Genomic DNA, 13350 nt, shown 5'->3' with positions numbered 1-13350 from the left:
GCGTTATTCGAAAAGGACATTATGAATAAAAGAATTATTGCAAGTATTTTGACGGTTATAATGCTCATGACCATGCTTCCGACTGCTGCTTTTGCGGCAGACGGAGAGAGCACAGAGACAGGTAACTCGACCACCCCGGAAGCTGCCATTTATCTCGACCAGCAGCATGGCGCAGATGATAATGACGGACTGAGCAAAACGACTGCTGTAAAGACGATTGAAAAGGCAAACGAGCTAGCAAACGAAAAGAATATCAAGGATATTTGTCTTTCAAGTTTTTATCAGGTCACGGGGACGGAAACTTGGGACCTTGGCGGAAAGACACTGCACCGCTATGGGCTCGGCGGCTATATGATCGAACTCGTCAGTGCGTCTGCCTCGCTGACACTGAGTAACATTGTGATTGATGGCGCAGAGTGTACTGTGGATGCAACACACGCTGCGGAAACCGACTCGATCATCAAGGCGGCGAACGGCGGCACCATCGTGCTGAACAGCGGCGCAATTTTACAGAACAATAAGGCAATGCAGTTTGGTTCCGGTGTTTTGGCGAATAATGGCGTCAACATAACAATGGAAGACGGCGCGATCATTCGTAACAATACAAACCGCAACTACGAATTGGGCGGCGGCATTCTGATCGGCAACGGCAGTACCTTCACCATGAACGGCGGCGAGATCAGCGGCAATACGGCGAATGGCGGAGGCGGTGTCGCGATCATTGGCTCAACGATGGTTATGAACAATGGTACGATCTCCAACAACAGCACCTACCAGACATCTGGTCAGGGCAGTTACGGTGCCGGTGTTTATGTTGCGGATTACGCCAACTCAAGCGGCGGCGATACATTGTTTACAGCTACACCGGCCTCTTTTGAAATGAATGGCGGCAAAATCACCGGAAATAAGGCACTTGACTACGGCGGCGGTATTGTCACCTTCCCACAGCGAAGTCAGAAAATTACAATCAATATTAAAAACGGCGAAATTTCCGGCAATAAGGTTACACGGGGAAGCGGCGGCGCAGTCGCAGCATTCTTCGGCGTAACTGAGCTGAATATCAAGGACGGCACGCTAACGGGAAATAGCGCGTATCAATTCGGCGGCGGTGTCTTTCTGTATCAAGCAACGAATGTAACGATTTCCGGCGGTACGATTTCCAAAAACAAAGCCCTTCGGAGTGGTGGCGGTGTATGCTTGCGCGAAGGCTCTGCTGTTAAGCAGACCGGCGGCTCTATTGAAAATAATGTTGCAAAAGTAGGCGGCGGCATTTACAGCGGCACCTATACCATGACAGGCGGTGTCATCAAGGATAATAACAATTCTCTGACTGAGGAAGCACGGCTTTCGACCTTAGGTGACGGTGTTTTTGTAGGAACTGCCTTCAATCTTGGGAATGATGCTGAGATCAGCACGAATAACGATGTCTATCTGACAGCGGGCGACTCTATTTCCAAGGAAGGCCGTTATATCAATGTAATCTCCCCATACACGGGCGCAAGCACCGCAAAACCGATTCAGATCCACAGCGAGGATCGCACGGTAGAGAATACCGAAATCGGTACGCAGCTTGTTCGTTATACGACGGACGCGGGCGGTGACACTGCGGCAGCAAAGGCGGACGAGGACGGCATTTTCGTCCCGAGCTGGAAAATGCCGGAGGGTCTGGTCATTGGACAGAGCAAGGCGGCAGGAAAGACGGACTGGATGACCTATGTACCGGCTGTTAAAATCCAGTATCAGTGGGTCAGCACGGATAACCCCACCGATGTAACCCCCCCTGCGAATGATTATATCCGTACCGGCAGAGCATATACGGCGAAAGCACAGCAGGTTTCCCACCAGGGATATACCTTTGATGGCTGGTACACGGATACTTCATGCTCGGTGCCGTATGTGGACGGTACGGTTCTGAATGCGGATACGGTTCTTTACGGTCGTTGGACGGCGGCGCACGGCAATCTGTCCGTTACCAAGACTGTAGCCGGAAACAACGGAGATACCTCTAAGGCGTTCAACTTCACCGTGACGCTCGGCGATACCAGCATCAACGGCACATTTGGTGAGATGATTTTTGCCGATGGAGTCGCAACCTTCGTTCTGAAGCACGGTGAGAGCAAGACTGCTGTCGGCCTGCCTGCAGGAATCACCTATACCGTAACCGAGGCGGAGGCAGATAAGGACGGCTACACCACAACGTCTGTCAACGCCAGCGGCAGTATCATCAAGGATGACACCGCAGCGGTAACCTTTACTAACACCCGAAACAGCTCCTCCTCCCATCATTCGACCCGCTATACGCTGCACTATGAGTCGAACGGCGGCACAGCTTACAAGGATGAGCGCTATTCTTCCGGCACGAAGGTGACGCTTGACAAGACCCCGACCCGCGAGAGCTATACCTTTACCGGCTGGTATGCGGACAAGGCGCTGACGCAGAAGATCACAAGCGTAACGATGAACAGCGACAAGACGGTCTATGCAGGCTGGGAGGCTACCGGTGTGCCGGACAAGCTCAACGGCGACGACCATTTCGCCTACGTCATCGGCTACCCGGACGGCAAGGTACACCCGAAGGGCAATATCAGCCGCGCGGAAACGGCGACAATCTTCTTCAGACTGCTCAAAGCGGACATCCGCGACGGAAATCTGACCGCCGACAACGAATTTTCCGATGTTTCGGACGGCCAGTGGCACAACAAGGCGGTTTCCACGATGGCAAAGCTCGGTATCGTCAAGGGCCGCCGTGCGGACCGCTTTGACCCCGATGCCTCGATCACTCGTGCGGAGTTTGCGGCGATCTGTGCGCGCTTCAACACCAAACCGGTCGAGAACAGCGGCAGCTTCTCCGACATTTCCGGTCACTGGGCGGAAAACGAGATCGAGAGAGCGGCGGCGTTCGGCTGGATTTCGGGCTACCCGGACGGCACATTCCACCCCGACGCCCGCATCACCCGCGCTGAGGCTATGACCATGATCAACCGCGTACTCTGCCGTATGCCGCAGAGCGAAAGCGACCTGCTGGACAGCATGGTAACGTGGCCGGACAACAAGCCGTCCGACTGGCACTATCTCGCCGTACAGGAGGCCACGAACAGCCATGACTTCAACCGTCAGGGCGAGGTCGGCGAAAGCTGGACGAAGCTGACGAGCGTACCCGATTGGAAGCGGTATCAGTAATACAACAAGGAATTTTCGGAGCAGTAGCTCTCAAAGAAAGACAACATCCCCTCTGCTGCTCCAAGACGGCAAATATCTATACATTCACCATGCTTGCGGCATAGTGAGAGTAGAGTTGTTTTTTCTCCGTTCAAGACACAGCCAGAGTTAAGGATGTTGCGAACGATTCCTATTTTTCACGGAAAGCTGGGGCATTTGCCCCAGCCTTCTCCAAGCGCTTGACCACTGGTGGAGCGCTTGGAGAAGGTTCTCAGAATGATACCATATATTCCGCGCAAAGAAAGATTTACTGATTGATACAGGGATAGACAAAGGAAATTGCAGATATGGATATTCACAAAAACTTGAATCAGACCACAGAACTGGATAGCGCACGGAACGATCTGTCAGTGGAAAAGAAGCTGCTTGACTGTATTGAAAAACTTGTCATGAACGATGACTTCACAGCAGCGGTCAACTCTGTGCTGACGACTATCCTCGAACATTACGATGCGGATCGTACCTACATATTTGAATTTCAATGGAAGGAAAATCTTATTCGGAATACCTACGAAATTTGCAGAGATGGTATCACTCCGCAGATTGAGAATCTGCAGACAGTGACCGTTGATGTAGTAGCACGATGGGTGGATAGTTTTGAGGACCAGGAACAGAATACCATCATCTTTATCGGAGATGTTGATGCCCTCAAGGATGATCCTACCCGCCGCCTCGAGTATGATTGTCTGCATCCGCAGGGGATCAAGAGTCTCATTGCCATTCCCATTTTTATAAATGGCAAACTGCACGGCTTTCTTGGAATAGATAATCCTCGTAGCCACAAGGATGCGCTGACGTTGTTAACGCAGCTTACTTATATCATCGCAAACGAGCTGCAAAAGCGGCTGCTTACAGAAGCACTGACGAAAAAAAGCTATCAGGACCCGCTGACCGGTCTAAACAACCGCTTGGCCTATGACGAGATGTTGGAGCATTTGCGCGGAAAGGAGTTTCCGGTAGGCGTAGGATTTTTGGACATCAATGGGCTGAAATGGATCAACGATACGCTCGGTCATGACATGGGCAACAAAGTGATCCAAAAGATTTGCACTATTCTCAACGAGCACATCGAACAGCAGTATATCTACCGCATCAGCGGCGATGAGTTCGTTATGATCTGGCCAGATGTTGATTATAAGGTTTTTATGAGCGCCGCAAAAAAACTGGAGGCGGCGCTGTTTGCCGAGAAAAACATTGCATCGTTTGGTTTTGTATGGGGAAAAGAAGAAGATACGGGTATTGCCGTTCGCAAGGCAGAGAAAGCAATGCAGACAGCAAAGAATAAGTTCTATGCCGCAAATGCCGAATTAAAAGATAGTCGCCCCGGCTATCTGGACGCACTATTGCAGGAGTTTCGGGATAGCACCTTTATCCCGTATCTACAGCCGCTTTACAGCATCCAGTATAACCGTGTTTATGGTGCAGAAGTTCTCGTCCGCAAGATTGATCCGCATGGTAATATCCATACACCCGTGGAATTCATCAGCATCATGGAGTGCGAGCACATGATCTCTATGGTGGACTTCACAATGCTGCGACAAGCCTGCGAACTGATCCAAAAATGGAAACCTGTATGGCCAGATATTGTACTCAATGTGAACTTTTCACGCAACACACTGATGGAGCCAGACTTTCTGGAGCGGATTGATCAAATTCTCTCCGAGACCGGTGCTGACCCGGCGCAGCTTATCTTTGAGATCACGGAATCTTCGCAAAACATCCAGCTGGAATCCCTGTGCAGCCTGTTGGATGAAGTGAAACAACGAGGTATTTCGCTAGCGATTGATGACCTTGGCACCGAGGCTGCCTGCCTAGAAATGCTCTACCTCCCGCAGATCAGCGTTGCAAAAATTGATAAAAGTTTGATCGACAAGGCTGAACACATCGACCGCGAACAACTTGTTATCAGACATCTTATCGACCTATGCCACGATTTGAATATGCGCTGTGTGGCAGAGGGTATCGAAACAGACAGCCAGATCGAATTGCTGAAAAAACTCGGATGTGATAAGCTACAAGGCTATAAGATTGGTAAACCCATGCTACCGGAAGACTTCCTTCGCCAGTTTGGAGAGAGCGCTCTCTACAAAAATAAGGAAAAGAATCTGACAGGAAAATAGATGTGCTGAAGGAATGCTTGATGACCTGCGGTGCATCACTGACAGAAACGCTTTCTCCCACTGTTGATTATCTGATCACCAATACACCGGATTCTGGTACGGCAAAGAATAAAAAGGCGATCGAATTGGGAATTAAACGCATCACTGAGGCACAGTTCAATGAAATGATTGGCAGAATTACATGACAAAAAACATTTATCAAAGGCAGAACGATTATCCGTTCTGCCTTTTTTCGTATCTTCACACTGCGTCTAATGATATTTGGATTGTATAATCATATATTCTGCACTCTAAATTTTTTTGAAATTTAACCGGCAAGATTGGCATTCTGCTTTTCTAAATCGTATTAGTCAGTATCAGGACAGAAAGCAGCACCTCCCCATCAACGCCATGCGCGGAAAGGGGGTGTGGACTATGCAATGGTCTGATAAAGACATTTCCCGCATTGAAGGCAAGTTCGATAGCTTCTGCAAAACTGTCCTGCGGAATTTTGCAAGGGACTGGTACAGAGCCAAACAGAGACACCATGCAACGGAAGTTTTGTTTTCGGAACTGCCGGACGGCCAGCTATTTGAGCCGATACATAACGACCCCATCTGCCCGTTGGAACAATACCTGTTTGATGATTTGGAGTTACCAATAAATATCACCGATGATGCACTGGCACAGGCATTACGCCAGCTTTCAAGACGAAAACGGCAAATCGTTCTGCTTGCTTATTTTTGCGATAGGACTGACCAGCAGATTGGCGAACGGTTTCATGTCGTGCGAAGTACGATACAGGCAGCCAGAACCAAAGCACTGAAGGAAATGAGGAATTTACTTGAAAAACAATCAGAAACATAACCGAGCGGTCATCCGCCGTGTGCCGTTATCCACCATCGTAAAGGCGAAAAATGGTGATGATACGGCGCTTGAAAAGATTTTGCGCCATTATCAGGGATATATGCTGAAACTCAGCCAGTTTGAACTGTACGATGCCAGCGGCACGGTCTATACCTGCTTCGATGAAGAACTATACCAAGAACTCCAATTCAAACTGGTGAAAGCCATCCTTGACCGTTTTGAACTGCGATAAATAACCTTGCCAATCCTTCACAGAGGATAACAATTCGTTGTCCTCTGTGAAAGGCTGGTAAGGATTGTTCTCAACCTTTCCACCTTTGCACCTTGAAAACTGAAATGAGCGTCCGTATTAGATACTGCACAGGGGAAGCAGGCCACGACCACCAGAGAGGAGGTTTCGGAGCGAGCGTGCCAATGTGCCGAATACGGTGTCCTGTCACAACAGGCAGTCCATCAGGAACAGGATACGGGTACAAACGCCGACAATAGAAGAATAGCGGGGCCGCTGTGTATACGGCGGCTCCACTTTACAATAAAACCGTATTTTAGAGAGTAATAATCTCTTTTTAGGAAATACTTATCCGAGAGGTGATAACTTGGAAGACAAGGAAAACTTATATCAGATAGGACCTGTAACCTATGTGATCGAACGGGTGTTCACGCAAAGCAAGACACCACAGGATGTTGTAGTCGAGGAAATCATTACCACGGCCAAACAAGGCATCAAAATTAGCCACTCAGCCAAACAGATGATATAATAAAGGTATGTAAATGAGTGGTTCGGGAAAGGAGAACATTATGACGAACCACTTGAAGCTGGCTGACAGCTATCTGCGTCTGTCTGACGAAGAAAAGAAATACGGTAACGAATCAGAAAGTATCACCAACCAGCGCGAGATTATCCGGGACTACTGTAAAAAACAAGGCATCATCATCGTGAGTGAGTTCGTGGATGACGGATATTCTGGCGGCAACTTTGAACGCCCGGGCTTTCAGGCAATGCTCAATCACCTGGCGGCAGGAAAAGCGAACACGGTCATTACCAAAGACCTGTCCCGTCTGGGCCGTGATATGACCGAATCTAGCTACTACGCGGAACGCTTTTTCCCGGAGCATGGTATCCACTATCTGGCACCGGGCAACGATTTTGACTCTATGGGCGATAATCTGATGGCACCGTTCCAGTTTGCTATGAACGATGTTTACCTGCGTGATACCTCGCGCAAGGTCAAGCAGACGCTTGACATGAAGCGCAAAAAGGGAAAGTACGCCGCGTGCCCGCCGTATGGCTACCGCAAGGCCGAACGCACTACTGACCAGCTTGTCCCGGATGAAAACACCGCGCCGGTCGTACAGCGGATTTTCGCGCTGGCGGCCGAGGGACAATCCTGCCGCAGTATTGCGAAGCAGCTTAACGAGGACGGTATATGTCCGCCGCTGAAATATCGTGTGGAGTTTCGAGATAACTTCACTGACCGCGGTGCCGCACGAGCATCTGAATTTTGGAATTACACAACGGTCAAGCGTATTTTACGCAATCGGGTCTATCTGGGGCATACCATTCTCGGCAAGACGCGAAAGGTCAATGTCAAGTCCAAGAAGAAACTGCCTGTGCCGAAGGAGGACTGGGCCATCACTGAAAACACCCATGAACCGCTGGTAACACAGCAGCAGTTCGATTTGGCGGAACACTTTTTGAGCGAAAACACCAAGGCGAATGCAGCAAACCCATCATTCCGACACAGTATTTTCGGAGGTATCGCATACTGTGCGCACTGCGGTGCAGCGATGTGCTCCGGCGGCTCGGTCTACAAGGGTGAGCGCAAGAAATACTGGTATCTGGTATGCAACAATCTGGCGAATCGCACGATAAACCGCTGTCAGCACGGTGCACGTATCAAATATGAGGATCTGCTCGAAATTGTTCGCTGTGACCTCAATGCATTGCTGTCCTTTGACGAAGCGGAGATTGAGCAGATTACGCAGGAAGCCATCCGGCAGGCGAATGCTTCACTGGGCGTGGAGAATAAGGAACAGACCCTTGCAGACATCGAAACCAAGTCCAAGCGTATCATTAAAATGATTGAGCGGGCTTATCGGGATAACGCCGTAGGCAACCTGAGCGATGACCTGCTCGACGAAATGATGGAGCGGTTTGGCAAGGAACGGCAGGCACTGGAGGAACAGCGGCAGAAGCTGCTTACGGACACCTCGGAAGACCAGAGCATCCGCAATGCCTATACACTGTTCTTTGATATTGCCAAGCGATACTCTCATATCGAAAAGCTGGATCGTGACATCCTGCACACATTCGTCGAGCGCATTGAAATCGGCGAGAAGATTTTACCGAAGGGTCAGAAGATTGCAAGCCCTCGGACTTCGTACCGCCAGAGCATCCGCATCTTCTACCGCTTCATCGGCGAGATGAACGGAGAGGCCATTCGTGAAGTCAACAAAGCAGTCAATCTTTAAGGAGGTCAACACCAACCCCCGTTGGCGTTTATTGACCTCAAAAATCACCGCAGTTTTTGTGGCGAATAAACACCAAGGTCGGCAGCTGCCTCCATTTTGAAGCGATCCATTGCCGCGCGTGCTTCCGGTACCATGCCCTGATTAGAACCATTTTTCGTGTTAGTCATGTTTGTTCGCTCCTTTTCGATTCGGTTTGGTGTGTTGGGTTTTGCTGATAGTAGGTTGCGCACCAAAGGTCGAAATATGAGATGCAAATGCTGTGACGGAAGCCAGAAAATATGATAAGCAAACGCGTTTTGCCAGCGCAGGAAAACAAGCGTTGAAAATTTGCTTTTGGACAGCGCATAAAACCTGCTCTGCTCATATAATAAAGAAAAGCACAGACATATACAGCCTTATTAGTTACGGTATATACTGCAGATGGGTTAGCTTATTCTAACTTATCGTTTCCGCCCGTCACCAGTCGTCCGGATGTGTTTTTCACTAAATTGTAAGCAAACATGTCTTGCAAGGATTTGTGCAATATGCTAATATGATGGTGATATATGTCCGATGCACAAATGTACAATATGCGGACACGGGAACGAATTCCGAGAAAGTCTGACAGCGATCGGAAGCGGCAGTGGAGGTGCCGCTGAAAAAGTCATATTCACTCAAATTAGGATGCTTAACCTTTTGCAAGCACAGATTTACGTGGGAATAAGGCGGCTATGCCGCTTTATCAATAATGGATAGAGAACAGAAAGGACATCATAGTATGAGTCAAAACGAGAAGAGGTTATTCGACAGACACAAGAAACAGGAAGAACCGCCTTTAGAGCAGACGCAGGCAGTGCCTGCGGTACAGGATGAAATCGCGGCAGAGCCTGCAGCCGAGGCGTCGCCCAAGCGCAACAAATACGCAGACAAAATGAATCGCAAAAAGCGCAGACTGAGCAAGGGTGCGCGTATCGGCATTACGGCGGCGGCAATTGCGCTGCTGCTTGGCGGCGGCATCTGGGCTGTGGTGAAATCCCGCGATGCGGGCACGGAGAATGTGACGCAAACCACGGCTGCGGTCAGCTGCGGCGATCTGGAGACCTACATAGAGGGAAGCGGTGTTACTGCTGCCAAAAAACGTGAGGAGCTTGGCCGGGAGGTTAAGGGCAAGGTAACACAGGTGCTGGTTGCCGAGGGCGACGAGGTGCACACCGGCGATCCGCTGCTGGTAATCGACCCGACCGAAACCCGCAAGGAGCTTGCGGATGCACAAAAGGAGCTGACCGAGGCGGAACGCGGTGTCTCGGACGCGCAGCTGGAGGTCTCCAAGGCACAGTCCGACTTGAGCGCGGCGCAGAGAAAACTGAGCCGTCTGCACATCACGGCGCCGTTTACCGGCAAACTGATTCCGACGAAGGATTCGGACAACAAGGATGTGTCCTTCCGTGTCGGTGAGCAGGTGAGCGAGGGACAGGTCATCGGCTACATGGTAAATGACCGCCAGATGAAGCTGACGCTGGCGTTCAGCGCAGAATATGCCCGCAGCATTCGCACCGGACAGGCGGCCACGGTATCCATCGCTTCTGCGATGAGCGAGGTGAGCGGTACGGTATCGTCGGTCGAGACAACGCAGCAGATTTCGAGTGCGGGTGTGCGCGTTATCCGCGTTGGCATTACGGTGAATAACCCCGGTTCGCTGACAAAGGGCATGACAGCCACAGCGACAATCAATGCCGGACGCCTCGGTGCGATCTATCCGGCGAACGCAGGCACACTGGAATACAGCCGCGAGGAAGCCGTCACTGCACAGATAAGCGGCGAGATCATCAAGCTGAACGGCACAAGCTACAGCACCTACAACGGCGGTGCGCTTATCATGTCCCTGTCGAGTGACGCTTCTCAGGATGAGATTTCAGCCGCGCAGAATGGTATTGCGGCGGCAAACCGCACGGTTGCCAGCGCAAAGACGGTTGCAGACGAAAAGCGGGCACACATTGCCGAACTGCAGCAGAAGATTCAGAACTCGACCGTTACCTCTCCGATAGACGGCGTTGTTGTCAGCCTGAACGCCGTTGAAGGACAGGAGGCGACCGGCTCGGAGACGCTCGTTGTGGTTGCTGATTTGAATGATATTGCCGTCAACGCCGAGGTCTCCTCGATGGATATCGGCTCGGTGCAGCAGGGACAGCAGGCGACTATGACGATGTACGCGTCGGACGGCTCCGAGATTTCGCTGACCGGCGAGGTGCAGTCGGTTGCGCTGGAGCCGACACAGAACTCCAGTAACGGGCAGGGCAGCATGCCGACCTTCAAGGCGGTCATTTCGGTGGATCCGCTGGAGGGACAGAAAATTTACAGCGGCATGTCTATCGAATATAAAATCACGACGGCCTCGTCCTACGGCTGCCTGATGGTACCGTCGTCGGCTATCGTCAACACGGACAGCGGCACAGCTGTATTCGCCAAGCCGCTGACGGACGAGAACGGAAACGAGATTCCGTTTGAGGAAACCCTGCCGATCCCCGAGGGTACCGAAGGCATTCCGGAAGACTATCAGCTTGTACCGGTCGAGACCGGCATTGCCGATTCGACCAACACGGAAATCCTCGGCGGTCTGGAAGAAGGCACCGAGGTATTCCTCGCCGGACCGAGCGACCTGTATGCCGATATGTCGGATAACGGCATGTCAGTCAGTATGTCAGTCGGTTGAGGAGGGCGCGCTTATGTGGGAAAGAAAGGCGCAGACTCCTGACACGGAGCGCCGCGCTGAATTGTTAATTGACGTTCAGCGCATGAGCAAGATTTACAACGAAGGAAGAGAAAACGAAGTACGTGCACTGGATGACATCTCGCTGCAGGTGCAATGGGGGGAGTTCCTGTGCATTCTCGGACAGTCCGGCTCGGGCAAGTCCACGCTGATGAACATTCTCGGCTGTCTGGATATTCCGACCTACGGCTCTTATCATCTAAACGGGCAGCTGGTCAGCGATATGAAGCCGTCTGTGCTGTCCGGTATCCGCAACCGGGAGATCGGGTTTATCTTTCAGGGCTTCAATCTGATTCCGGCGCTGACGGCGCTCGAAAATGTCGAGCTGCCGCTCATCTACCGCGGTATGCCGCGGGAGGAACGACGCCGTCTGGCGCAGGAGGCGTTAGTCTCGGTCGGTCTGGAAAAGCGCATGGATCACCGTCCGGGCGAGATGTCCGGCGGACAGCAGCAGCGTGTTGCGATCGCGCGTGCGGTAGCAGCCAAACCGCCGATCATCATGGCGGACGAGCCGACCGGCAATCTGGATTCTGCCTCCGGTCTGGATATTATGCGCAAGCTGACTGCACTCAATGAGCAGGGAACCTCCATCATCCTCATCACGCATGACAACCATCTTGCACAGATGGCAAAACGCATCGTGACGATACAGGACGGCAGGATCATTTCGGACACGAAAGGAGGGGCCGTATGAATTGGATGCAGACGGTTCGTATGGCGTTCAAGTCCATCCTGAACAACAAGGTTCGCTCGATTCTGACCATGCTGGGCATCATCATTGGTGTGGCATCGGTTATCGCTATCGTGGCGTCGATTCAGGGCACGAGCAAGCTGCAGCGCCTGCAGTATGAGGCGATGGGCGTCAACCGCATCAACATCTACGGATACGGTGCCAAAAACCGCGATTGGCAGGAGTTTGAGGACTATATAACGAATGATTTATCCGACAAAATCGCTGCATGGTCGCCGCAGAGCCAGTATTACGACTGGCAGAACAGCGGCATCCAGTACCGGGCCAAAAGGCTGGATAACAACGACAGCAACAGCGGCTACACCTATATGTACTTCGGCAACGAGCATTACGGCGAGGTGACAAGTCATGCGATTTCCGCCGGACGGGATATTTCCGCTGCGGACTGCCGCACGCGCGCCCGCGTCTGTGTGATCGGAGAAACACTGCGCAAGTATTTCTTCGGGGCGATGAGTCCGATCGGGCAGAAGCTGCAGATTGGCGGCAAGGGCTTTGAGGTCATCGGCGTGTATGCCGGCAAGTATGACGGTAAGCTGAATACAGAGGATCAGATGATTGTGATGCCGTACACGCTGCAGAGCACGATGATGAGTGTATACGGCATGGCAGACCGCCAGTATATCGTGAAGGCGGCGGACAAGGAAGCGATTACCGAACTGACAGACGAGCTTCTGCCGGGCTTTATGCAGGGCCGCTGCGAGGCGGGAAACGGATACTTTTCTGCTTCGTCGGACAGCCAGTGGCAGGAGCAGAGCGAGTCCTCCAACAACATGCTTGCGCTGCTCGGCGGCGGTGTCGCCGGAATCTCGCTGCTTGTTGGCGGTATCGGTATCATGAATATCATGCTGGTGTCTGTCACCGAGCGTACCCGCGAGATCGGTATCCGTATGGCAATCGGCGCCCGCAAGCGGGATATTATCGGGCAGTTTCTGGTAGAGGCCTCGGTGGTCTCGTGCTGCGGCGGTGTGATCGGCATTGTGCTCGGCTGCTTTCTTTCGGCGGTGCTGGGCAATCTGCTGCTTGCGAAAACGCAGAACAGCTACATGCCGACCGTGGAGCAGTTCACCGTACTGCCCTCTGCGGGACTGGTCATCGGCGCATTTCTGTTTTCTGCGCTGCTGGGTATCATCTTCGGACTGTATCCCGCCAATAAAGCCTCGAACCTGCAGCCGGTAGATGCGCTGCGGACGCAGTAA

11 protein-coding genes are annotated in these 13350 nt (G+C 51.8%); 10 read left to right on the top strand and 1 reads right to left on the bottom strand.

The genetic code is table 11. The annotated features are described in order from the left end of the window. Positions 1–21: 21 nt before the first annotated feature. The 7 genes from IEY11_RS03570 (at position 22) to IEY11_RS03540 (ending at position 8657) form a co-directional block, all read left to right on the top strand. A complete protein-coding gene (locus tag IEY11_RS03570; protein ID WP_188885823.1) occupies positions 22–3180 on the top strand; it encodes an S-layer homology domain-containing protein in 3159 nt (1052 codons plus the stop codon). Between the two features lie 326 nt (positions 3181–3506). Continuing rightward, positions 3507–5339, top strand: a complete 1833-nt coding sequence (locus IEY11_RS03565) for a GGDEF domain-containing protein (RefSeq protein WP_188885822.1) — start codon at positions 3507–3509, stop codon at positions 5337–5339. A gap of 2 nt (positions 5340–5341) precedes the next feature. After that, positions 5342–5524, top strand: coding sequence for a BRCT domain-containing protein (locus tag IEY11_RS03560; protein ID WP_117490412.1), 183 nt, complete (start codon positions 5342–5344; stop codon positions 5522–5524). A 229-nt stretch (positions 5525–5753) separates the two neighbouring features. Then, positions 5754–6185, top strand: a complete 432-nt coding sequence (locus IEY11_RS03555) for a sigma-70 family RNA polymerase sigma factor (protein ID WP_188885821.1) — start codon at positions 5754–5756, stop codon at positions 6183–6185. Next, the gene (locus IEY11_RS03550; protein WP_188885820.1) at positions 6163–6417 is read left to right on the top strand and encodes a helix-turn-helix domain-containing protein; all 255 of its coding nucleotides are present in this window, start codon (positions 6163–6165) and stop codon (positions 6415–6417) included. Before IEY11_RS03555 ends, IEY11_RS03550 begins: the two co-directional genes overlap by 23 nt. A 364-nt stretch (positions 6418–6781) precedes the next feature. Then, on the top strand, positions 6782–6943 hold the full coding sequence (locus tag IEY11_RS03545; RefSeq protein WP_188885819.1) for a hypothetical protein: 162 nt from the start codon (positions 6782–6784) through the stop codon (positions 6941–6943). Positions 6944–6983: 40 nt separating this feature from the next. Beyond that, positions 6984–8657: a recombinase family protein gene (locus tag IEY11_RS03540; RefSeq protein ID WP_188885818.1), complete on the top strand. Its 1674-nt coding sequence runs from the start codon at positions 6984–6986 to the stop codon at positions 8655–8657. Between the two features lie 44 nt (positions 8658–8701). Here IEY11_RS03540 and IEY11_RS03535 read toward each other — a convergent pair whose 3' ends face one another. Next, a complete protein-coding gene (locus IEY11_RS03535) occupies positions 8702–8824 on the bottom strand; it encodes a small, acid-soluble spore protein, alpha/beta type (protein WP_118479547.1) in 123 nt (40 codons plus the stop codon). Between the two features lie 590 nt (positions 8825–9414). On the opposite strand from IEY11_RS03535, the gene IEY11_RS03530 reads away from it, so the two are divergent. Genes IEY11_RS03530 through IEY11_RS03520 form a run of 3 tightly spaced genes read left to right on the top strand, consistent with a single transcriptional unit; the run spans position 9415 to position 13350 of the window. After that, the gene (locus tag IEY11_RS03530) at positions 9415–11346 is read left to right on the top strand and encodes an HlyD family efflux transporter periplasmic adaptor subunit (protein ID WP_188885817.1); all 1932 of its coding nucleotides are present in this window, start codon (positions 9415–9417) and stop codon (positions 11344–11346) included. A 13-nt stretch (positions 11347–11359) separates the two neighbouring features. Beyond that, a complete protein-coding gene (locus IEY11_RS03525) occupies positions 11360–12097 on the top strand; it encodes an ABC transporter ATP-binding protein (RefSeq protein WP_188885816.1) in 738 nt (245 codons plus the stop codon). After that, the gene (locus IEY11_RS03520; RefSeq protein ID WP_188885815.1) at positions 12094–13350 is read left to right on the top strand and encodes an ABC transporter permease; all 1257 of its coding nucleotides are present in this window, start codon (positions 12094–12096) and stop codon (positions 13348–13350) included. Before IEY11_RS03525 ends, IEY11_RS03520 begins: the two co-directional genes overlap by 4 nt.

Source organism: Butyricicoccus faecihominis, assembly GCF_014648015.1.
Lineage (GTDB): Bacteria > Bacillota > Clostridia > Oscillospirales > Butyricicoccaceae > Agathobaculum > Agathobaculum butyriciproducens.
This window is presented reverse-complemented; position numbering and strand designations above follow the sequence as displayed.

Coding starts and splice junctions, on each gene's coding strand:
- IEY11_RS03570 (WP_188885823.1), top strand. CDS start 22: ATGAATAAAAGAATTATTGCAAGTATTTTGACGGTTATAATGCTCATG.
- IEY11_RS03565 (WP_188885822.1), top strand. CDS start 3,507: ATGGATATTCACAAAAACTTGAATCAGACCACAGAACTGGATAGCGCA.
- IEY11_RS03555 (WP_188885821.1), top strand. CDS start 5,754: ATGCAATGGTCTGATAAAGACATTTCCCGCATTGAAGGCAAGTTCGAT.
- IEY11_RS03540 (WP_188885818.1), top strand. CDS start 6,984: ATGACGAACCACTTGAAGCTGGCTGACAGCTATCTGCGTCTGTCTGAC.
- IEY11_RS03535 (WP_118479547.1), bottom strand. CDS start 8,824: ATGACTAACACGAAAAATGGTTCTAATCAGGGCATGGTACCGGAAGCA.
- IEY11_RS03530 (WP_188885817.1), top strand. CDS start 9,415: ATGAGTCAAAACGAGAAGAGGTTATTCGACAGACACAAGAAACAGGAA.
- IEY11_RS03525 (WP_188885816.1), top strand. CDS start 11,360: ATGTGGGAAAGAAAGGCGCAGACTCCTGACACGGAGCGCCGCGCTGAA.
- IEY11_RS03520 (WP_188885815.1), top strand. CDS start 12,094: ATGAATTGGATGCAGACGGTTCGTATGGCGTTCAAGTCCATCCTGAAC.